The following is a 21,278-nucleotide window of genomic DNA, read 5'->3' as shown; positions in this document are numbered from 1 at the left end:
CGAGCTTGCTCGCGATGGCGTGGTGTCAGTCAACTTCAATGGTGACTGATACACCGCTATCGCGAGCAAGCTCGCTCCCACAGTTTTTTTGGGCCTGGTTGAAAGATCTCAGGCGTTACCGGCCAGCTTCATCCGCGCCGCCTGGGTGAAATCGAGCATGCGCTTGAGCGGCCGGATCGCCTGCGGGATCAGTGCCGGATCGACAAAGATCTCGTTTGCCCCTTCCTTCAACGCCTTGAGCGTGCGCTCAAGGGTGTTCATGGCCATCCACGGGCAATGTGCACAACTGCGGCACGCCGCGCCGTTACCCGCCGTTGGGGCTTCGATAAAGACCTTGTCCGGGCACAACTGCTGCATCTTGTAGAAAATGCCGCGGTCGGTCGCAACGATCAGCGTCTTGTTCGGCAGGCTCTGTGCCGCCGCGATCAACTGACTGGTGGAGCCCACGGCGTCCGCCAGTTCGATCACCGAGGTCGGCGACTCCGGGTGCACCAGAATCGCCGCATCCGGGTACAGCGCCTTCATGTCTTCAAGCTGCTTGGACTTGAACTCTTCGTGAACGATGCAGGCACCGTCCCACAGCAGCATGTCGGCACCGGTCTGGCGCTGGATGTAGGTCCCCAGGTGCTTGTCCGGGCCCCAGATGATGGTCTCGCCGTTGTCCATCAGGCTTTCGACGATCTCCAGCGCACAGCTTGAAGTCACCACCCAATCCGCTCGGGCTTTTACCGCAGCCGAAGTGTTGGCGTACACCACCACCGTGCGCTCCGGGTGCTGATCGCAGAACGCGGAAAACTCGTCCACAGGGCAACCCAGGTCGAGCGAACAGGTCGCTTCGAGCGTCGGCATCAGCACGCGTTTTTCCGGGTTGAGGATCTTGGCAGTCTCACCCATGAACTTCACGCCGGCGACGACCACGGTCTTGGCCGGATGGGCGTTGCCGAAACGGGCCATTTCCAGCGAGTCGGAAACACAACCGCCCGTCTCTTCGGCCAGCGCCTGAATGACAGGGTCACAATAGAAGTGGGCCACCAGCACCGCGTCCTGAGCCTTGAGCTCGGCAGCGATGGCAGCACGGTAATAAGCCTCTTCATCGGCAGTCAGCGGCTTGGGCTGTTTGGCGTCGAGGTGGGCTTGAACCAGAAGGCGTTCGGAAATTTGCGTCATGTTCGCAAGACCTGCAGGCGCATTCGCGCGAAAGTCGAGTATACACCCGGCTCCGGACCCTACGGGGTACCGCCGGGAAAGTGAGTATTCATCAGGCACGGACAGCGTTGAAGCTGCGCAAGGCTACAGAATATCCGATGGATGCAAAAGGTGATTCTGATCTGCGTCATGGGCAGCAGCCCGCAACGAGGCGGACCTGAATCGCGGGCAAAAAAAAACCCGGAAATCCTCACTTGCGTGGGCCTTCCGGATTTTCTAAACCGCCAAAAATGGTGGGTCGTGTGGGATTCGAACCTACGACCAATTGGTTAAAAGCCAACTGCTCTACCAACTGAGCTAACGACCCGCTGTGTGGTGGCGCGTATAATACTGATTTTTAAGGACTATTCAACACCTATTTTGAAATAAATCAAAAATAAGGGGTTGGATCGCTGATTCCGGCCGCTGCAAAGCCTTCCGCACGCAGTCGGCAGCTGTCGCACTTGCCGCACGCACGGCCTTCATCGTCGGCCTGATAGCAGGAAACGGTCAGCCCGTAGTTCACGCCAAGCTTCACGCCCGCCTGGACGATCTGCGCCTTGCTGAGGTTTTGCAGCGGTGCCTGAATACGGAAGCCATTGCCTTCAACACCGGCTTTGGTTGCCAGGTTGGCCATGCGCTCGAACGACTCGATGAACTCGGGACGGCAGTCCGGGTAACCGGAGTAATCCACGGCGTTGACACCGATGAAGATGTCCCGTGCGCCGAGTACTTCTGCCCAGCCCAGGGCCAGGGACAGGAACACCGTGTTACGCGCAGGCACGTAAGTCACGGGAATGCCTTCACCGAGCTCCTCTGGAATATCGATGCTGCTGTCGGTCAGGGCCGAGCCGCCCATGCCGTTCAGGTTCAGGCCGATCACCTTGTGCTCGACCACACCCAGGTCCCGCGCCACACGCTCGGCGGCGTACAGTTCAGCGTGAGAGCGCTGACCATAGTCGAAGCTCATGGTGTAGCAGCTGTAGCCTTCGGCGCGCGCCATGGCCACGACGGTCGCCGAGTCCAGGCCACCGGACAGCAGGATGACCGCACGTTTTTTAGCAGTATTGAGTTGTTCAGTCATTTCAGCGCCCCGGCTCGTCATTCCATAGATATTTATGCAGCTGCAATTGCAAACGCACTGGCAGGTTGTCTGCCACCACCCAGTCCGCCAGATCCCGGGCATTGAGATCATGGTGACTTGGCGAGAACAGAACCTCACCGGCACGCTGGTCCAGACCGTATTGGATCAGCTTGGAAACGGACCAGTCATAGTCCTCTCGCGAGCAGATGACAAACTTCACCTGATCATTGGGCGTGAGCAGCTCGATGTTTTCGTAGCGGTTGCGGTGTGCTTCCTTCGAACCCGGGGTTTTCAGGTCGACAACGCGACTGACCCGGGAATCTACTGCCGAGATATCGATGGAGCCACTGGTTTCCAGTGACACTTCGTAACCGGCGTCACACAAGCGCTTGAGCAAGGGAATGGCGTTGGGCTGTGCCAGGGGCTCGCCGCCCGTGACGCAGACGTAACGCGGGCGAAATCCTGCGACCTGCTCGAGGATGTCGTCGAGCGTGCGAATGGTCCCGCCGGTGAACGCGTAGGCGCTGTCGCAGTATTGGCAACGCAGAGGGCAACCGGTCAGGCGCACAAAAACAGTGGGCAGGCCGGCAGTCCGCGTTTCACCCTGCAACGAGTAGAAAACTTCGGTGATTCTCAATGTGTCTTGCATAGTCGCCACGGGCGTAACAGCTAAACAGGCTGTCCGCCTCCGTCAGGCACTTGAAGGAACCCCGGCAAAGCGCAGGCCCCCAAAAGCGTGTTTCATAAAAAGGGCGTGAATTCTAACGAAAAAACCCGCGACAAGCGCGGGTTTCTTTGAAACGGGTCAAGCAGGCTTACATTTTTTGCAGATCGCGCTGGGCCAACTGAGCGGCGGAAGTGCCCGGATATTGGGAAACCACCTGCTGCAGAATGCCTTTGACTCGGTCGGTATGCCCCAAGCGGCGCTCTACATCAGCGAGCTTGTACAGCGAGTCCGGCACTTTGGCGTGCTTGGGATACAACTGCGAAACCTTGGCAAATGCCTGACCTGCGCCTTGCAGATCGCCTTTGGCCAGGTTCACTTCGCCCAACCAGTATTGGGCGTTGCCCGCGTACTGGCTGTTCGGGTATTTGCGCAGGAATGCGGCAAAAGCCTGACTGGCCTTGTCGAAATCCTTGGCTTTGATCAGGTCGAAGGCAGCATCGTAGTAGAGCTTTTCCTTCGCCGGATCCGCCGGTTCGCTACCTGCGGCCGGTGCCTGGGCGGCAGCTGCCCCTGCACCAGCTGCTGCACCGGGGGCGTTCAAATCGCCACCGGTGGAAGAATTTTCAGGAGTCGCGGCTGGTGCAACGCCGGTTCCTATGCGCCGATCAAGATCCTGATATCGCTCCAGGTTTTCCTGCTTCATGCGCGCTACATCATTTTGCAGAACTTCAATCGCACCTTGCTGGCGCTCGATCTGTTGCTGCATTGATTGCAGTTGGTTGAACAGCTCGCCCTGTGCCGAGACAGGGGCCGAAACCCCTCCCCCGGCATAGGCGCCGTTCGTACCGTAACCTGCAGGCGGATAACTGCTCCCGCTATTGTTATAGCCGGAGTCGTTATCGACCACAGGAACCGCAGCCCACACCGCAAGCGGCGCGAGGCTGAGAGCCAGAACAGTTACAGCACGACGGCACGTTCGCATGACGAATTACTTACGCAGTTCGACGCGACGGTTTTGAGCCCAGGACTGCTCGTCGTTGCCGGTAGCAACTGGACGCTCTTCGCCGTAGGAAACCAGTTCCAGCTGAGCTGGGGAAACACCTTGCAGTACCAGGTAGCGCTGAACGGCTTTCGCACGACGCTCGCCCAGTGCCATGTTGTACTCACGAGTACCACGTTCGTCGGTGTTGCCTTCCAGAACAACGCGAGCGCCGTTTGCTTTCAGGTCTTTGGCGTGAACGTCCAGAGCGCGCATGGCTTCTGGCTTCAGGTCCGAGCTGTCGTATTCGAAGTAGAAAGTGGTGATAGCGCGCAGAGCAGCTTCTTCGCTCAGGGAGCCGTCAACTGCACCAGTGTTTGCGCCGTAACCAGCGTTTGGATCTACCGCGCCTTCACCGGCATTGTCGCCGCCTTTGGACGAGCAACCTACAGCTACAGCCATGGCCAGTGCCAGCGCAGCAAATTTACCAAACTTCAGCATTTCCATCGTGAAACTCCTAATGAACCCCAGTGTGTTAAGTACAACGTATAGCGCCGCGTCAGTTCAGGTAAGGGGACCAGGAAGGTTCTCTGACTTCGCCTTGTGCGGTAGGAAGCGGGAGCCTTACGCGTCCATTGATGGACACGAGCATCAAGACTCCCCGGCCCTGCTGGCGGGTGGCGTAGATTACCATGGTGCCGTTGGGCGCGACAGTAGGCGACTCGTCCAGAGTGCTATCAGTGAGGATTTTTACACTACCGCGCTGCAAATCCTGGGCCGCCACCTTGAAATTGGTGAAGCCATCCTGACGGTGAATCATGACAAGCGTCTTTTCATCAGCCGACAGTTTAGGGTTGGCGTTGTAGTTACCGACGAAAGTCACGCGTTCGGCACCGCCACCACCGGCACTGGTCTTGTAGATCTGCGGTTTGCCGCCACGGTCGGAAGTGAAGTAGATGGTCGAGCCATCCTTGCCCCAGAACGGTTCGGTGTTGATGCCAGGACCGTTGGTGACGCGGCTGATCTGACGCGAACCCAGGTTCATCACATAGATGTCCGGGTTGCCGTCTTTCGACAGTACGAACGCCAGGCGATTGCCATCCGGCGACCAGGCTGGCGCACCGTTCAGGCCTTCGAAGTTGGTGATCTGCTCACGGCGACCGGTGTCGATGTTCTGCATGAAGATGCGTGGACGCTTCTGCTCGAAGGAGACATAAGCGATGCGCTTGCCATCCGGTGCGAAACGCGGCGACAGGATCGGCTCGCGCGACTGCAGCAGGGTCACGGCGCGAGCACCGTCGTAGTCCGAACGTTGCAGGGTGTAGCGAGTGTTGTTCTCGGAGAAACGCTCGGCCGTTACGTACAGCAGGCGAGTCGAGAAGGCACCCTTGATACCCGTGAGTTTTTCGAACGACTGGTCGGAGATGTAGTGCGCCATGTCGCGCAACTGATCGACACCGCCGGACACGCTGCCGGTCAGCACTTGCTGCTCGGTGGCCACGTTGAACAGTGCGTATTGCACCTGCAGGCGACCGCCCGCCGGCACAATACTGCCGACCATGACGTACTGGGCGCCCAGTGCCTTGAAGTCACGGAAGATGATTTCGCTGGCCTGGCTCGGCTGGCTGATCATGTTCTGCTTTGGAAGCGGCGAGTAGTAACCCGAGTTGCGCAGGTCGTTACCGATGATTTCCGCCATGTCGTCCGGCAGCACGCTACCGCCCTGGAAGCCGAACGGCACGACGGCGATCGGGGTCGCCCGATCGCTGCCGCTGGTAACCAGAATGTTTTTCTCATCTGCCATCGCCATCCCTGCCATGCAGCAGATAACGACCAGCATTCCTCGAAGAAGGTTTCTCACAAGGCTAGATCCTCAGGTGTGAATGTCATCTTGAATGAACGATACGGAGCGAAATCACTCGGCTTCATTCCCTGCATTTCTGTCAAACGTCCAATATTCTTCACCGCTGCAACAGCCGATGCGTCAAACGGACCGTCGCCACTGGACTTGGACACGCTGACCGAAGTCACCGTACCGTCCGGCAACATGCCGATTTGCAACACGACCGTCATGCCTTTGCGTGCCGAAGGTGGACGAGCCCAGCCTTCCGCTGCACGCGCACGAATCAGGTCATCGAAACTGCCGGCGACTTCGTCGCCCTGCTCATCGGCCAAGGCCTGCTGACGCTGCGGCGTGTCTGAAAGCAAATCTGCCAGGGCCTGGGCCTTTTTGTCTTCGGCGGATTTACGTGCCGCATCCTGCGATTTCTTCTTCGCAGCATCGGCAGCAGCTTTCTTCTTCGCTTCCTCGGCGACTTTCTTCTTCGCCTCTTCAGCTTCAGCTTTCTTCTTGGCGTCTTCCGCGGCTTTCTTCTTCGCGTCTTCGACGATCTTTTTCTTGGCTTCTTCAGCGGCCGCTTTCTTGGCCTCTTCTTCCGCAGCTTTCTTGGCTTCTTCTTCAGCTTTCTTCTTGGCTATATCAGCCAATTGTTTCTCTTCTGCCTTCTTGGCTTCCGCGGTTTTCTTCGCATCGTCGGCTTTCTTGGCTTCATCAGCCTTTTTCGCCTCGTCCGCTTTCTTCGCCTCGTCGGCCTTCTTGGCTTCTTCGGCCTTTTGAGCAGCCTCTTCTTTCTTTTGTTCCGCAGCCTTCACCGCTTCCTGCTCGACCTTTTTCTGTTCCATCTGCTCGACTTCGGTCTGACGCGCAGCAGATTTCTGCGCCTCACCGGCAATCTTCTGATTGGTCTGGGTGGTGGCCCGACTTTTCGATTTCAGCTGGTACAAGGTCGCCTGGACAATCGGCTTGGCCGGCGGCAGTTCCGGGGTAAAGGCAAAGCTGACGAACAGCATGCCGAACACCAGCACGTGCAAGCCAATCGCCCAGACACTAGGCCAGAAGTAGCTTTCCGAGGCGGACGGCTCTCGCTGTTGCTGCATCAGGGCGCCTCGGTAATCAAGCCAACATTACCGACCCCGGCTTTCTGCAACCCGCCCATGGCGCCCATTACGGAGCCGTAATCGACACTCTTGTCGCCGCGAATGAAGACCTGGGTACGCTTGCCGCCTTCGTTACCGACGCGAATGATCTTGGTCACCGCGTCAGTCATCTGCGGCAGGGTCATGGCCCGATCCTGCTGCTTTTCGGTGTCGACTTCGCTACCAAGGTTCCAGTAGTAGGTCTTGTCGGATTTGATGGAAATGGTCAGGACCTGGGTGTTGTTGTCCTGCGGCAAGGCTTCGCTGGAAACCTTGGGCAGATCAACTTTCACGCCCTGATTGAGCATCGGCGCGGTCACCATGAAGATGACCAGCAGCACCAACATCACGTCGATGTAAGGCACCACGTTCATCTCGGCGACCGGCTTGCGCTTTTTGCGAGCTCGAGCGATTAAAGCCATTGGAAATTACCTGCTTATTCTTCGCTGGTGTGCACTTTGCGGTGCAGGATCGCCTGGAACTCGTCGGCGAAGGTGTAGTAGCGGCCCAGCAGGGTTTCACTGCGCGCAGCAAAACGGTTGTAAGCGATAACGGCTGGAATGGCAGCGAACAGACCGATCGCGGTGGCAATCAGTGCTTCGGCGATACCCGGGGCCACAGTGGCCAGGGTCGCTTGCTGGGCGGTCGCCAGACCGCGGAAGGAATTCATGATCCCCCAGACGGTACCGAACAGACCGATGTACGGGCTGACGGAACCAACGGTGGCCAGGAAGGGCAGGCTCTGCTCAAGCTTTTCTTCTTCGCGGGAAATGGCAACGCGCATGGCACGCGCCACACCTTCCATGACCGCTTCCGGGTCAACGCCTGACTGCTGGCGCAGACGGGAGAATTCCTTGAAACCGGCACGGAAGATTTGTTCGACACCCGAGTCAGGGTCCGGATTGCTGCCGGCCTGACGGTACAGCTTGGACAGGTCGATACCCGACCAGAAGCGCTCTTCAAAGCTCTCCAGGGCACGTCGACCGGCGCGCAGCAGGTTGCTGCGCTGAAAGATCATGATCCACGAGGTCACCGATGCGGCTACCAGGATCAGCATTACCAGTTGCACCACGATACTGGCATTGCTGACCAGGCTCCACATGGAGGAATGGTCGACGACGTTAGCTTCCACGCTTTATCTCCTGCTTTGAGTGTGTACCCGCGCCGCTCACGTCGGCAAAGGCCGCTCGTAGAGCTTCGGGAATGGCCCGGGGTTTTAAACTTTCAGTGCGCACACAGGCCACCAGAAACTGCCCTTCGCAGAGCAGTGCATTATCCGTTGCTCGCCTGACCTGCTGCTTGAAGCGCAGGCTGGCACGGTTCAATTCGATTACTTCAGCGCTTACCAGCAGCTCGTCGTCCAGTCGCGCCGGCGCGTGGTAGCGCGCTTCGCTGGAATGCACGACGAACAACAGGTCCTCCCCTGCCAGCTGCGATTGGGCAAAGCCCAGATCTCGTAGCCGCTCGGTTCGAGCCCGTTCCATAAACTTGAGGTAATTAACGTAATACACGATGCCGCCCGCATCGGTGTCCTCGTAATAAACGCGACAACGATGTGCGAAAGGCTCAAGCCCGTTTTGCGCGCGCATACTCTAGTGCTTACTCCTCAGGTTGCCAATCCGGCATGGCAACTGTTTTTCATTGTTCTGCGGCTTTCACGTGAAAGTACGGTCCTGGGACCCTACATTGCCCGAAAAAATCAGCACGCAATGTTAATTAATCGTCAGCGGCTTCAAGAAACTCGTCTACCACGGGCATTTCGCCCAATCGTGACGGAATGTTTAAGCCGAAATGCAGGTAGGCATGCCGCGTCACCACCCGCCCCCGTGGCGTGCGCATGATGTAACCCTGCTGGATCAGGTAAGGCTCCAGCACGTCTTCGATGGTGTGACGCTCTTCACTGATGGCGGCGGCCAGGCTGTCGACCCCGACTGGCCCGCCGTCGAACTTCTCGATCATGGTCAACAACAGACGTCGGTCCTGGTGATCGAAGCCACGTTCGTCGACGTCCAGCAGGTTCAGCGCCAGGTCGGCAATCGGCTTGGTGATATGCCCCTTGGCGCGAACTTCGGCGAAGTCGCGCACCCGGCGCAGCAAACGGTTGGCGATTCGTGGGGTGCCACGGGCACGGCGGGCGATTTCGAAGGCGCCTTCCGGGTCCAGCGGCAAACCGAGGATACTCGCCGAACGACTGACAATCGTCGACAAATCGGCGTTGTTGTAGAACTCAAGACGCTGAACGATGCCGAAACGGTCACGCAACGGGTTGGTGAGCATCCCCGCCCGGGTCGTTGCGCCGACCAGGGTGAACGGCGGCAGGTCCAGCTTGATCGAACGCGCGGCCGGACCTTCGCCGATCATGATATCGAGCTGGAAATCCTCCATGGCCGGGTACAGCACCTCTTCAACGATGGGCGACAGGCGATGGATCTCGTCGATAAACAGCACATCGTGGGGTTCAAGGTTGGTCAACAGCGCCGCCAGGTCACCGGGGCGCTCCAGCACCGGCCCCGAGGTGCTCTTGATCGATACGCCCATTTCTTGGGCGATGATGTTGGCGAGGGTGGTCTTGCCCAGGCCGGGCGGCCCGAAGATCAGCGTGTGATCCAGGGATTCATTACGACCGCGCGCAGCCTGAATGAACAACTCCATCTGCTCGCGAACGGTCGGTTGGCCAATATATTCGGCCAGGCTGACCGGGCGAATGGCTCGGTCCTGGACTTCTTCGCGCTCACGCGGACTGTGCGTGGCAGCGATCAGACGATCAGCTTCAATCACTTAGATCATTCCCTTCAAGGCGCGGCGGATCATGTCTTCACTGCTCAAATCTTTCTCCTTGATCGCAGACACTGCCTTGCTCGCTTCCTGGGGCTTGTAGCCCAGGGAAATCAAGGCGCTGACGGCGTCAGTCTCGGCAGTGTTCACCGGAGCCGGACCATCCGGCTGGTTCGGCACCAGGGCGAACATGGCCGGTACGGTTTCCCAGGCCTTGAAGCGATCCTTGAGTTCCACCAGCAAACGCTCGGCGGTTTTCTTGCCGACGCCCGGGACCTTGGTCAGCGCCGAAGTGTCCTGTGACTGTACACAACGAACCAGTTCGTCGACTTCCAGGCTCGACATCAAGGCCAGGGCCAGTTTCGGCCCGACGCCATTGAGACGGATCAATTCACGAAAAAAATCGCGCTCACGCTTGCCAACAAAACCATAGAGTAACTGTGCGTCTTCGCGCACGACCAAATGCGTGTGCAAGGTTAGCGGCTCACCGACCGACGGCAAGCGGTAAAGGGTCGTCATGGGCACTTCAAGTTCATAGCCCAGGCCATTTACATCCAGGATCAGATGGGGAGGCTGCTTCTCAGCCAGGGTGCCGCGCAAACGTCCAATCACGTTACAAATCCTTGAGCGTTGGCCAGCTCATGGCCAGCGACTGATAGAGCGAGGAATACCGCCGACAACACAGGCGGAATACCCTCACTCCATGAAAATGATTACTGATGCTATCAGAGACGCAGGCGCCCGCCACGACTGCGTGCAGCTCCCAGACCATGGGGCAACAGACTGGAACGGGTATGAGCGTGGCAGATGGCAATGGCCAAGGCATCCGAAGCATCGATCTGCGGTTTGCTGGTGAGTTTGAGCATGTGCATGACCATCATCTGCACCTGTTCCTTGTTGGCCGCACCGGTACCGACGACCGCCTGCTTGACCTGGGTTGCAGTGTATTCGGCAATTTCCAGGCTTTCCTCGGCTCCCGCCACGATCGCGGCACCACGGGCCTGCCCCAGTTTCAGGGCGGAATCGGCGTTACGGGCCATGAACACCTTTTCGATCCCCATGGTCACCGGGTGGTAAGTCTGAATGATCTCCCGCACCCCGCGGTAGACAATCTGCAGTCGCTCATGCAGCTCGCCGGCACCGGTGCGGATACAACCGGAGGCGACGTACTCACAGCCACGGCCGGTATCGCGAACCACACCGTAACCGGTGATGCGCGAACCGGGGTCGATACCAAGAATTAAAGTCATAACGCCTGCGGGTTAAGAAAAAACACGATCTTCAGCTCAGCGAAAAATAAATGTGGGAGCGGGCTTGCTCGCGAATGCGGACTATCAGACAACATCGTTGCTGAATATTAAACCGCTTTCGCGAGCAAGCCCGCTCCCACATGGGACATTGTTGCCCTTTAGCCGAGCTGCGCGGCCACCGACTCCGGAATCTCCGCGTTGGAATAGACGTTTTGCACGTCATCCAGGTCTTCGAGCATGTCGATCAGCTTGAGGACTTTCTCGGCGCCTTCCAGATCGAGCTCGGCGCTGGTGGTCGGCAACATGACGATTTCAGCGTCGTCACCTTTGAAGCCCGCCGCTTCCAGTGCGTTACGCACGGAATAGAATCCGGCAAACGAGGTGAAAACGTCGATCGAACCGTCTTCGTTGGTCACCACGTCATCGGCGTCGGCTTCCATGGCGGCTTCCATCAGTGCGTCTTCGTCAACGCCGGCAGCGAAGGAGATCTGCCCCTTGCGCTCGAATAGATAGGCCACCGAACCGTCAGTCCCCAGGTTGCCACCGCACTTGCTGAACGCGTGACGAACAGCGGCTGCGGTGCGATTACGGTTGTCGGTCATGCATTCGACCATCACCGCCACGCCGCCCGGACCGTAACCTTCGTAGGTCAGTTCGACCACGTCGTCCGTGTCGGCAGCGCCGGTTCCGCGGGCGACGGCACGATCGATGATGTCGCGGCTCATGTTCGCACCCAGGGCCTTGTCCAGGGCCAGGCGCAGACGCGGATTGGAGCCTGGATCACCACCACCCTGACGGGCAGCGACGGTCAGCTCACGAATCCACTTGGTGAAGATCTTGCCCCTCTTGGCATCCTGACGTTCTTTGCGGTGCTTGATGTTCGCCCACTTGGAATGACCTGCCATAACTCGCTCCGAATTCTCTTTGAAACATTGCCCGCCGCGCTGCATTGCGCCGGCCGGCAAACAAAAATCTTGAACTGCTCTGCCTATAAAGGAAAGGGCGCATCCACAGATGCGCCCTTCAGGTCAGCCTTACTCGGCCTTAGGCGTTTCGCGCAGACGAATGTGCAGCTCGCGCAATGCCTTGGCATCCACCTGGCCCGGCGCCTGAGTCATGACATCCGCCGCGCTCTGGGTTTTCGGGAAGGCGATCACTTCACGGATCGACTGGGCGCCGGTCATCAGCATGACCAGACGGTCCAGACCGAAGGCCAGGCCACCGTGCGGTGGCGCGCCGTATTTCAGGGCATCGAGCAGGAAGCCGAATTTCTCTTCCTGTTCCGCTTCGTTGATGCCCAACAGACGGAACACCGACTGCTGCATCTCTTTACGGTGGATACGGATCGAACCGCCACCCAGTTCGGTACCGTTCAATACCATGTCGTAGGCACGGGACAGAGCGCCAGCCGGGTTGGCCTCCAGCTCTTGCGGGGTGCACTTCGGCGCGGTGAACGGGTGGTGCAAGGCGGTGAAGCTACCGTCGTCGTTTTCTTCAAACATCGGGAAGTCGACGACCCACATTGGTGCCCACTTGCAGGTCAGCAGGTCCAGGTCGTGGCCGAGCTTGATCCGCAGCGCGCCCAGGGCTTCGCTGACGATCTTCGCCTTGTCGGCGCCGAAGAACACGATATCGCCGTCGACCGCACCGACGCGATCGAGGATCACGTTGAGGTTGTCTTCAGGGATGTTCTTCACGATTGGCGACTGCAGGCCTTCAACGCCCTTGGCACGCTCGTTGACCTTGATGTACGCCAGGCCCTTGGCACCGTAGATGCCGACGAACTTGGTGTAGTCGTCGATCTGCTTGCGCGGCATGCTCGCCCCGCCCGGGACGCGCAAGGCAGCGATACGGCATTTAGGGTCATTGGCGGGGCCGCTGAACACCTTGAAGTCGACTTCCTTGAGCTGATCGGCCACGTCCACCAGTTCCAGCGGGTTACGCAGGTCTGGCTTGTCGGAACCGTAGCGGCGCATGGCTTCTTCGAAGGTCATGTGCGGGAACTCGCCGAATTCCAGGCCCAGCACTTCCTTGAACAGGTTGCGGATCATTTGCTCGGTCAGGCCCATGATCTCTTTTTCATCGAGGAAGCTGGTCTCGATGTCGATCTGGGTGAATTCCGGCTGACGGTCGGCACGCAGGTCTTCGTCACGGAAGCACTTGGCGATCTGGTAGTAACGGTCGAAGCCGGCCACCATCAGCAGTTGCTTGAACAGCTGCGGCGATTGCGGCAAGGCGAAGAACGAACCGGCATGAGTACGGCTCGGTACCAGGTAGTCGCGTGCGCCTTCCGGGGTGGCACGGGTCAGGATCGGCGTCTCGACGTCGAGGAAGCCGTTCTCGTCCAGGAAGCGGCGGATGCTTGTGGTCATGCGCGAGCGCAGACGCAGCTTCTCGGCCATTTCCGGGCGACGCAGGTCGAGGAAGCGATAGCGCAGGCGGGTTTCTTCGCCGACGTCGGAGAACTCGTTCAGCGGGAACGGCGGGGTTTCCGACTCGTTCAGCACTTCCAGCTCGTAGCCCAGGACTTCGATCATGCCCGACGCCATGTTGGCGTTGGTCGCGCCGGCCGGACGCAGGCGAACCTTGCCGGTGATCTTCACGACGTACTCGCTGCGCACGCGATCGGCAGCGGCGAAGGTTTCAGCACGGTCCGGATCGAACACGACCTGGGCCAGACCATCACGATCACGGATATCGAGGAAAATCACCCCACCGTGGTCACGGCGACGGTGGACCCATCCGCAAAGGGTAATTTCTTGGCCGTCCAGGCTTTCGTTCAGTTGGCCGCAATAATGGCTGCGCATCATGGTCGTGGTTTCACTTCTCGTAATTCGAAATTCGGTGGAGATCCTACAGCAGCCCCGCCTTTTAAAAAGTCGTCGGGTGATGCAAGAGCACGCGTGTCGTTCAACTCAGGTTCCAGACCTTAGTCAGCTTTGTCGCCGCCGGCCAGGTTCTTCTTGGAACCGGTCTTGAAATCGGTTTCGTACCAACCCGTGCCGCTGAGGCGGAAGCCCGGCATGGACAGCAACTTTTTAAGCTCTGGCGCCTGACAGGCAGGGCAGTCGACCAGCGGTGCATCGCTGATCTTTTGAATGGCTTCCAACTGATGACCACAGGAAGCACATTGATAATCGTACATCGGCATGGAGGTTGTCTCGGCGATCAGATTGCTACCGTAAACGCAGGGTTTTGCGGCAAAGAGCGGGATTATATCCATTAAATGCGGCCTGTGCAGCCGTAAGACTGCACAGACCGACACTCTGCTGTTTTCGCCGCCCAGACTAGGCCGTGGCGATGCAACCCCCCTCCTTGAGACTGTGCACGACACAGACAACCCGCACCAATCCACTGAAGTTCCTCACCCCGCCGTGACGCAAATGAACTTCGCGATCCACATGAGACAACAGGTTGTTGACCGAGCAACCATTGACCCGGGCCACCCCCCCCAAAATATCCCAATAAACCTGCTCGAGCCGCAAACAGGTGGCGAAGCCATTCAATCGCACGGAGCGGGACAAGGGCTGCGCCAGCCCCATATCGAACTCGCGAACAAACGGATCAACCTTTACATCCTTGTGCGAACCGTATCGCCCCTCTTCCTGCCTTTCATAAACCATAACGCTGACACTCCTTTGCCATCCTGGTTTCTTTAAGCGCAACTGTGTGTCGACTTATAAAAACGCAGATACAAAGGTCTTTTCCAGCCGACTTTATGACCCTCGACGTAGGATAAGCCAACAACGTTTGGCAGACCCTGGAGAGCGTCCTACTCCGGACATTTTCCCACGCAGCGAAGCGATACCCCCTTCAGAAGCACCTAATGGAATGGCGTAGGAAAGAAGAGCGCGAACAACACTTCAAGGTGCCTGGCAAAACCCGCCGTCGTACCGCAGCCCCGGAACTTCGGGCAACCCACGGCTAATCCCCCCCAAAAGAGCCGCCGGACGCCCTGATTTGAGTAGCCTGCGGCTTTGCTGTTAAATAGACAGTGTGTCGCCAGTGCCCATTTTTTCCGGGTACGGCGCATAGGCTGATACCGGGTACGTGTCCAACGCCTCTTTATTATCTTGAAGCGAACCGTGCGCCATCAGCTCTTCCTTGTGAGCTGTCTTAACGTGAGTTAATCAAAATGTTGAAAATCGTCCATCTGTTGATAGGCGCAGCGGCCTTGCTGCTGTCCTTCATCCCTAGCCTGCAATCCGAAGCCTTACCTTACCTGCAACAACCCGACGCGCTGTACCTGGCCTTTTTCGGCCTGCTCAACCTCACACTTGCGCCTGTCATCCCTTACTGGAACAAAGGCCCGCGTCACCAACTGCAAAACCTGGTCAGCGCCCTGCTGGTTCTGAGCGTGGTCCTGCAGACCCTGACGCTGATCGCACCGATGCCCGTCATCGCCGGTCAACCCGCTGTATTGTTCAGCCTGGTCGCAGCCCTGATCGCCGTTACCCTGCACCTGGGCATCAGCTTCTACAAGTCGTCACCAGCCGCCACCTCGCCAAGCTACGACATGAGCAACCGCGATACCGGCACCGTCAAGTGGTTCAACACATCCAAAGGCTTCGGCTTTATCTCCCGCGACTCCGGTGACGATATCTTCGTCCACTTCCGGGCCATTCGCGGCGAAGGCCACCGTGTCCTGGTCGAAGGCCAGCGCGTGGAGTTCTCCGTCATGAATCGTGACAAGGGCCTGCAAGCCGAAGATGTGATCGCCGCACTGCCGCGCCGCTGATTCAAGGCTAAAAAAAACCGCGCACAGCTGAGCTGTCCGCGGTTTTTTCATGCCTGCGACGCTCCTAATAGTGCGGCGGCGGCGCCTCTTCTTCGAATGACTCGAACTGCCCGACCATTTCCTCCTGCCGTTTGAGCAGCGCAGCCATTTGCAGCTGCAGGCGCTCGACCACCCGCTGCTGCGCCACCAGCACATCGTTCAACGCCTGGATGGTGTCATCCTGAAACGCCAGACGGCTTTCAAGCTCGGTAACGCGCTCTTCCAGGCTCATGCTTCAGCCCTCCAGAAACGTAAATTCATCGGTCAAAATCAAGCGCAAACGTTCGCGAATCGCGGCGATCTGCTCCGAACTGTAGGGTTTCGCCGGATGCTTACCCCAAACCGGCGCTGGCCAGGCGGCATCTTCGCGCTTGCGCACAATCACATGCATGTGCAACTGACTCACGACATTGCCCAGCGCCGCCACATTCAACTTGTCCGCATCGAACGCGTCCTTGAGCACTTGCGACAGCACTGTTGTTTCCTGCCAAAGCTGTTGTTGCTCTAGGACATCTAACTGAAATATCTCGCTGATAGCCTCGCGACGAGGTACCAGGATGAACCAGGGATAGTTCGAATCGTTGGACAGCAGCAACCGGCAGAGCGGAAAGTCCCCGATCGGTAACGTGTCTTGTTGAAGTCGTGGATCTAAAGTGAACACTGCGCGTACTCCCGCCGGGCCATCATTTTCAGCTTAGCGCCCATCCAGAGGGACAGCGCACCAAGCGACCGGACGGCAGCATACCTGCGAACGGCGCAGGCTTCACGGCGAACCTTGCATCGAAGCCACGAGCGCCAGTGGAAAGCTGACAGCCGCCCCCGAATGGGACAATTTTCGCTGCCGCGCACCTTTACAGAACCGAACGACAGGCAACAAACGTCGAAATGACTGATCAACAAGGAAAAGTTCGCTACAGGCAAGCGGCCAACAGAGATGAATTCAGTACAGGGCTAAAATTTTTTGCACCAAAACCGCACAGTGGGTCTACGCTGAACGCTTCGACATCCGCCATTTACTCAGTGGTGGGGTGAACCGGTAACATTTTTGGTAGCCAGACTGTCGACCAGAAGGCCGAAACATGATGTCAGGCAAGGCGTCAAGCCCAAACTAAAAGCGCTTGAACCCCCCGGTTTTATGAGGTTTTTACAGCACCTGGCAGTCAATTATAAAATAATCGTGAAAAAACACGATTTTGTGCACGCTTGTTGCATTCATACCCAACATCGCCCGAGTCGCACCCGCTGGAAGCGGAGGCCCTCAGGCAAAAAAAACAGTGGCAAGGTAGCCCGATGGAGATTCAAACGTTTCACCAGGACTCTTTTTACCGACGACAAGGCGCAAAAAACAGCATTAAAGTTGTCCGCCCGGTTGCGTCGGAGCTGGAAATTTGCGACATCTACCACGCTGTTTGCGACAGGGTCGTAAAGAAGGCGAAAGGTTAGATGCGCAAGTATCGCCAACATTGTCGGCGTGATATAAGTTTGCGCCGACACAAAAAGAAAGAGCCGCCCAGATAATAAAACAGGTGGGACGGCAGTACTCTTCTAAAACCAAAGGAGCAAATCACGATGCGCGTGATGAAGTGGAGCATGATCGCACTGGCAGTTGCAGCAGCAGCCAGTACCCAATTGGCTACGGCCGCCCCTTTCGTAAGTGACCAGGCTGAAGCCAAAGGTTTTGTTGAAGACAGCACGCTGAACTTGCTGGTTCGCAACTACTACTTCAACCGTGATAACAAAGACGGTGGCCGTGACCAGAAAGACTGGACCCAGGGCATCTGGGCTAACTACAGCTCCGGTTACACCCAAGGCCTGATCGGTGTCGGCGTTGATGCGTACGGTTACCTGGCAATCAAGCTGGACGGTGGTGACGGCACTAGCGGTAGCGGCAACATGAGCCGTAGCGACACCGTTAACGCCAACGGTTCTCGCGATGTCAACGACAGCCAGGGTAAAGCCGGTGGCGCCGTTAAATTCCGCGTTTCCAAAACCGAGCTGAAAGTCGGCGACATGCAGCCAAGCACTTCCCCAGTGTTCGCTGTGGGCGGCTCCCGTATCCTGCCGCAAACTGCCAGCGGTATCCAACTGCAGAGCAGCGAGATCAAAGACCTTGACCTCGAGGCCGGTCACTTCTACTCGGGTAGCAGCCAGGACAAAAACGCCCGTGACGGCGACCTGTTTGCAAACTACGCCGGCGTTTCCGCCAACAAGATCGACTACTTCGGCGGCAAGTACGGTTTCACCGAAAACCTGAGCGCATCGCTGTACGGCGCCAAGCTGGAAGACATCTGGAACCAGTACTACGCCAACCTGAACTACACCATCCCGTTCACCGACTCCGAGTCGCTGAACCTGGACGGTAACATCTACAACACCAAAGACACTGGCGATGCCAAAGTCGGCGATATCAGCAACACCACGTTCTCCCTGGCGGCTGCTTTCTCGTTCCTGAAAGCACACACCATTACCCTGGGCTTCCAGAAGGTCAACGGTGACACTCCGTTCGACTACATCGGTATTGGCAAGAACAACCGCGGCGGTGACTCGATCTTCCTCGCCAACTCCATCCAGTACTCTGACTTCAACGCTCCGAACGAGAAGTCTGCCCAGGTTCGTTACGACCTGAAAATGGCCGAGTACGGCGTTCCAGGTCTGAGCTTCATGACCCGTTACGTTAAAGGTTGGGACATCGACGGCACCAACACTCCAGCCAACAGCGCTTACGCTGGTCTGTACGGTGCAGATGGCAAGCACAACGAAACCAACTTCGAAGCCAAGTACGTTGTTCAGACTGGCCCGGCAAAAGACCTGTCCTTCCGTATTCGTCAGGCATGGCACTTCGCTAACGCCGACCAAGGCGAAGGCGACGTGAAAGAGTTCCGTTTCATCGTCGACTACCCGCTGTCGGTTTTGTAATCGCATCCAGTTAGTTTGCGGTAACAAAACAAAAGGCCCATCTTCGGATGGGCCTTTTTGTTGGCTGTCGCTTGACTGCTTTAACGACCTGCCCCTTACAGAACATGCCTGACCAAAGAGTCAGACATTGTTCAAATGACCTGTCACTGCACCGCAGACTCCTGAACCACACGAATAACCCGCTGTGGAAATGGAATATCAATGCCGGCCTCTCTCAGGCGATCACGGGATAGTTCGTTGAACATGAACAACACATCCCAGTAATCGGCAGTCTTTACCCAGACACGAAGCGAAAGCGTGATCGAACTGTCACCCAGGGTAGAAACAACTGCCTGTGGTTCCGGATCTGTCAATACTCGCGGGTCCCTGGCCAATTCCAGTAAAACTTCACGGGCTTTCTGAAGGTCCGCTTCGTAATCAACGCCTACATCAAACACGACTTTACGAGTCGGCTGACGGTTTGTGTTAGTGATGATGCCATTCGACAGATTGCCGTTCGGCACGATGATGGTCTTGTTGTCACCAGTACGCAGTACGGTATGGAAAATCTGGATGCTGTCGACAGTACCGGCGATACCCTGAGCCTCGATCCAGTCGCCGATGCGAAACGGACGGAACAGCAAAATCAGCACGCCACCGGCGAAGTTCGCCAAGCTGCCCTGCAAGGCCAGGCCAATGGCCAGGCCTGCCGCACCAATCGCCGCCACAAACGAAGTGGTTTCCACACCGATCATCGAGGCCACGCTGACGACCAGCAGGATCTTGAGGATGATGTTCGCCAGACTGCTGATAAAGCCTTGCAGCGCCAGGTCGGCATTACGTAATGCAATCAGGCCGCCGAGCTTTTTCGTGACCTTGTTGATCAGCCACCAGCCGATGGCCAGGGTGATGACCGCCAGCAGTACACGGCTGCCGTATTCCATGATCATCGGGATCCAGCTTTGGGATACCTTGACCAGATTGTCTACCTCGGCATTTAAGTCCATCTACATTCTCCTGTTTTCCGGCTACCCGGCATGCGTAAAAAAAGCGGCAGAAAGATCCAACCGCGACGGGCTCAATCGTTTCTGCCGTTGCTGGGGCCTCCGACGTCGCAAACGCCAGGAGGTTCCCGCTTTCAAGATCAGTCGCGGAAGTTGTTGAACTGCAGCGGCATGCCGAATTCCTTGGCCCGCAGCACTGCAATGGCTTCTTGCAGGTCATCACGCTTTTTGCCGGTGATGCGAACCTGCTCGCCCTGAATGGCCGCCTGGACCTTGAGCTTGGCGTCTTTGACATGAGCGACGATTTTCTTCGCCAGCTCCTTGTCGATGCCTTCCTTGAGGACGGCGTCCTGCTTCATCAGCTTGCCCGACGCGAACGCGTCCTTGACTTCAAGGCACTGCACGTCGATTTTGCGCTTGACCAGCGCCAGCTTGAGGATCTCAATCATCGCTTCGAGCTGGAAATCCGCTTCGGCGGTCAGGTTGACGGTCAGGTCTTTTTCCTTGAACTCGAAGCTGCCTTTGCCTTTCAGGTCATAACGACGATCGAGTTCCTTGACGGCGTTCTCGACCGCGTTGGTGACTTCGTGTTTGTCCAGTTCGGATACCACGTCGAACGACGGCATGTAATCTCTCCAAATATAAAGGCGCACCGATGGAGCACGCCTGGCTTGCGGTTAAAATCCGCGCTGATTATAACGGGTCTTTCCCATCATTCACTGTGAGCTGCCGATGCACGCCTTAAACAGAGCAAAAAGCTGATGTCCACAACCTGGCATGTATTGGGCGCCGGCAGCCTCGGCACATTATGGACGACACGTCTGGCACGGGCTGGCGTGCCGGTCAGGCTGATCCTGCGGGACACCGCGAGACTGCAGGCCTATGAGACTGCCGGTGGATTGACACTGGTGGAACACGATGAGGCGCAACACTATGCCGTGCCCGCCGAGACAGCCGACAACCCGCAACCGATCCACCGCCTGCTGGTGGCGTGCAAAGCCTACGATACCGAAAGTGCGGTGGCTCGATTGGCGCCACGCCTGGCACCAGGCGCCGAACTGATCCTGCTGCAAAATGGCCTGGGCAGTCAGGACGCGGTAGCCGCACAGGTTCCTCAGGCACGCTGCATCTATGCCTCGAGCACAGAAGGCGCCTTCCGCGATGGCGATTGGCGCGTGGTGTTTGCCGGGCATGGCTTCACCTGGCTGGGGGATGCGAGCCATCCGGTGGCGCCGATCTGGCTTGATGACCTGAGCGCTGCCGGCATTCCCCACGAGTGGAGCACGGAGATTCTGACCAGGCTGTGGCGCAAACTCGCCCTCAACTGTGCGATCAATCCGCTGACGGTGCTGCACGATTGCCGCAACGGCGGTTTGCAGCAACATCAATGTGAGGTCGCCACCCTGTGCGGCGAACTGGCGGAGTTGCTTGAGCGTTGTGGTCAGCCGGCAGCCGCCGAAAACCTGCAGCAGGAAGTCGAACGAGTGATTCACGCCACCGCAGCCAACTACTCCTCGATGCATCAGGACGTCACGAGCCAGCGCCGCACGGAAATCAGCTACCTGCTCGGTTACGCCTGCAAAGTGGCCGGGCGTCATCAACTGAACCTGCCTCACCTCAATCAACTTGAGACAAGGTTGATCGCTCGCCTGCAAAGCCTTGGATTGCCCAGCGACTGAGCAGCGG

24 protein-coding genes and 1 tRNA gene are annotated in these 21,278 nt (G+C 57.8%); 3 read left to right on the top strand and 22 right to left on the bottom strand.

All coding sequences use genetic code 11. The features are described 5' to 3' along the window. Positions 1-108: 108 nt before the first annotated feature. The 18 genes from nadA to ABIE16_RS01570 form a co-directional block, all read right to left on the bottom strand. Positions 109-1,167, bottom strand: coding sequence for a quinolinate synthase NadA (gene nadA / locus ABIE16_RS01655; RefSeq protein ID WP_007995624.1), 1,059 nt, complete (start codon positions 1,165-1,167; stop codon positions 109-111). Between the two features lie 270 nt (positions 1,168-1,437). Beyond that, positions 1,438-1,513 (bottom strand) — tRNA-Lys (locus ABIE16_RS01650). 63 nt (positions 1,514-1,576) lie between these two features. Continuing rightward, positions 1,577-2,269, bottom strand: a complete 693-nt coding sequence (gene queC, locus ABIE16_RS01645; protein WP_429520440.1) for a 7-cyano-7-deazaguanine synthase QueC — start codon at positions 2,267-2,269, stop codon at positions 1,577-1,579. A 1-nt stretch (position 2,270) separates the two neighbouring features. Continuing rightward, positions 2,271-2,918, bottom strand: coding sequence for a 7-carboxy-7-deazaguanine synthase QueE (gene queE, locus ABIE16_RS01640; protein WP_007995628.1), 648 nt, complete (start codon positions 2,916-2,918; stop codon positions 2,271-2,273). 166 nt (positions 2,919-3,084) lie between these two features. After that, the gene (gene ybgF, locus ABIE16_RS01635; protein ID WP_057713519.1) at positions 3,085-3,918 is read right to left on the bottom strand and encodes a tol-pal system protein YbgF; all 834 of its coding nucleotides are present in this window, start codon (positions 3,916-3,918) and stop codon (positions 3,085-3,087) included. A 6-nt stretch (positions 3,919-3,924) separates the two neighbouring features. Beyond that, the gene (gene pal, locus ABIE16_RS01630; RefSeq protein ID WP_003178634.1) at positions 3,925-4,422 is read right to left on the bottom strand and encodes a peptidoglycan-associated lipoprotein Pal; all 498 of its coding nucleotides are present in this window, start codon (positions 4,420-4,422) and stop codon (positions 3,925-3,927) included. A gap of 52 nt (positions 4,423-4,474) precedes the next feature. Further along, positions 4,475-5,755, bottom strand: a complete 1,281-nt coding sequence (gene tolB, locus ABIE16_RS01625) for a Tol-Pal system beta propeller repeat protein TolB (RefSeq protein ID WP_167362903.1) — start codon at positions 5,753-5,755, stop codon at positions 4,475-4,477. A 17-nt stretch (positions 5,756-5,772) separates the two neighbouring features. After that, positions 5,773-6,852 carry a cell envelope integrity protein TolA gene (gene tolA, locus ABIE16_RS01620; protein WP_056726036.1) on the bottom strand — a complete coding sequence of 360 codons (1,080 nt, stop codon included), beginning with the start codon at positions 6,850-6,852 and terminating at the stop codon, positions 5,773-5,775. Continuing rightward, positions 6,852-7,304: a protein TolR gene (gene tolR / locus ABIE16_RS01615; protein ID WP_162135951.1), complete on the bottom strand. Its 453-nt coding sequence runs from the start codon at positions 7,302-7,304 to the stop codon at positions 6,852-6,854. Before tolR ends, tolA begins: the two co-directional genes overlap by 1 nt. Positions 7,305-7,327: 23 nt before the next feature. Then, positions 7,328-8,023: a protein TolQ gene (gene tolQ / locus ABIE16_RS01610; RefSeq protein WP_007897030.1), complete on the bottom strand. Its 696-nt coding sequence runs from the start codon at positions 8,021-8,023 to the stop codon at positions 7,328-7,330. Next, positions 8,013-8,480 (bottom strand): tol-pal system-associated acyl-CoA thioesterase, encoded by a 468-nt coding sequence (ybgC, locus tag ABIE16_RS01605; RefSeq protein ID WP_057713518.1) that lies wholly within the window; start codon positions 8,478-8,480, stop codon positions 8,013-8,015. Before ybgC ends, tolQ begins: the two co-directional genes overlap by 11 nt. 127 nt (positions 8,481-8,607) lie before the next feature. Then, positions 8,608-9,669 (bottom strand): Holliday junction branch migration DNA helicase RuvB, encoded by a 1,062-nt coding sequence (gene ruvB / locus ABIE16_RS01600; RefSeq protein ID WP_057713517.1) that lies wholly within the window; start codon positions 9,667-9,669, stop codon positions 8,608-8,610. After that, positions 9,670-10,278 carry a Holliday junction branch migration protein RuvA gene (gene ruvA / locus ABIE16_RS01595; protein ID WP_008052450.1) on the bottom strand — a complete coding sequence of 203 codons (609 nt, stop codon included), beginning with the start codon at positions 10,276-10,278 and terminating at the stop codon, positions 9,670-9,672. A 113-nt stretch (positions 10,279-10,391) separates the two neighbouring features. Continuing rightward, positions 10,392-10,916 carry a crossover junction endodeoxyribonuclease RuvC gene (gene ruvC, locus ABIE16_RS01590; RefSeq protein WP_008015799.1) on the bottom strand — a complete coding sequence of 175 codons (525 nt, stop codon included), beginning with the start codon at positions 10,914-10,916 and terminating at the stop codon, positions 10,392-10,394. Positions 10,917-11,074: 158 nt separating this feature from the next. Then, a complete protein-coding gene (locus ABIE16_RS01585; protein WP_007995641.1) occupies positions 11,075-11,821 on the bottom strand; it encodes a YebC/PmpR family DNA-binding transcriptional regulator in 747 nt (248 codons plus the stop codon). A 129-nt stretch (positions 11,822-11,950) separates the two neighbouring features. Further along, positions 11,951-13,726, bottom strand: a complete 1,776-nt coding sequence (gene aspS / locus ABIE16_RS01580) for an aspartate--tRNA ligase (protein WP_007995642.1) — start codon at positions 13,724-13,726, stop codon at positions 11,951-11,953. A gap of 119 nt (positions 13,727-13,845) precedes the next feature. Further along, entirely contained in the window at positions 13,846-14,067 is a 222-nt protein-coding gene (locus ABIE16_RS01575; protein ID WP_032829812.1) for an FmdB family zinc ribbon protein, read from the bottom strand. 136 nt (positions 14,068-14,203) lie between these two features. Next, positions 14,204-14,539 (bottom strand): ribbon-helix-helix domain-containing protein, encoded by a 336-nt coding sequence (locus tag ABIE16_RS01570; protein ID WP_429520439.1) that lies wholly within the window; start codon positions 14,537-14,539, stop codon positions 14,204-14,206. Positions 14,540-15,051: 512 nt separating this feature from the next. Here ABIE16_RS01570 and ABIE16_RS01565 point away from each other — a divergent pair. Next, positions 15,052-15,654: a cold-shock protein gene (locus tag ABIE16_RS01565; RefSeq protein WP_057713515.1), complete on the top strand. Its 603-nt coding sequence runs from the start codon at positions 15,052-15,054 to the stop codon at positions 15,652-15,654. A 64-nt stretch (positions 15,655-15,718) separates the two neighbouring features. On the opposite strand, the gene ABIE16_RS01560 is transcribed toward ABIE16_RS01565, so the two are convergent. Beyond that, positions 15,719-15,925: a SlyX family protein gene (locus tag ABIE16_RS01560; RefSeq protein WP_008052459.1), complete on the bottom strand. Its 207-nt coding sequence runs from the start codon at positions 15,923-15,925 to the stop codon at positions 15,719-15,721. A 3-nt stretch (positions 15,926-15,928) separates the two neighbouring features. Continuing rightward, positions 15,929-16,354 carry an HIT domain-containing protein gene (locus tag ABIE16_RS01555; protein ID WP_057713514.1) on the bottom strand — a complete coding sequence of 142 codons (426 nt, stop codon included), beginning with the start codon at positions 16,352-16,354 and terminating at the stop codon, positions 15,929-15,931. A 908-nt stretch (positions 16,355-17,262) separates the two neighbouring features. Here ABIE16_RS01555 and ABIE16_RS01550 point away from each other — a divergent pair. Then, positions 17,263-18,609: an OprD family porin gene (locus ABIE16_RS01550; RefSeq protein WP_057713513.1), complete on the top strand. Its 1,347-nt coding sequence runs from the start codon at positions 17,263-17,265 to the stop codon at positions 18,607-18,609. Positions 18,610-18,752: 143 nt separating this feature from the next. Here the strand turns inward: ABIE16_RS01550 and ABIE16_RS01545 are convergent, their stop codons facing one another. Next, entirely contained in the window at positions 18,753-19,595 is an 843-nt protein-coding gene (locus tag ABIE16_RS01545) for a mechanosensitive ion channel family protein (protein ID WP_057713512.1), read from the bottom strand. A 137-nt stretch (positions 19,596-19,732) separates the two neighbouring features. Continuing rightward, on the bottom strand, positions 19,733-20,218 hold the full coding sequence (locus ABIE16_RS01540; RefSeq protein ID WP_007990750.1) for a YajQ family cyclic di-GMP-binding protein: 486 nt from the start codon (positions 20,216-20,218) through the stop codon (positions 19,733-19,735). 135 nt (positions 20,219-20,353) lie between these two features. On the opposite strand from ABIE16_RS01540, the gene ABIE16_RS01535 reads away from it, so the two are divergent. Further along, positions 20,354-21,271 (top strand): putative 2-dehydropantoate 2-reductase, encoded by a 918-nt coding sequence (locus tag ABIE16_RS01535; RefSeq protein ID WP_429520438.1) that lies wholly within the window; start codon positions 20,354-20,356, stop codon positions 21,269-21,271. The last annotated feature ends 7 nt before the right edge of the window (positions 21,272-21,278 follow it).

It is taken from the genome of Pseudomonas sp. 2725 (genome assembly GCF_050434585.1).
Taxonomy (GTDB): Bacteria; Pseudomonadota; Gammaproteobacteria; order Pseudomonadales; family Pseudomonadaceae; genus Aquipseudomonas; species Aquipseudomonas jessenii.
Note: the sequence above shows the minus strand (reverse complement) of the source record. Positions and strands in the feature narration are given on the sequence as shown.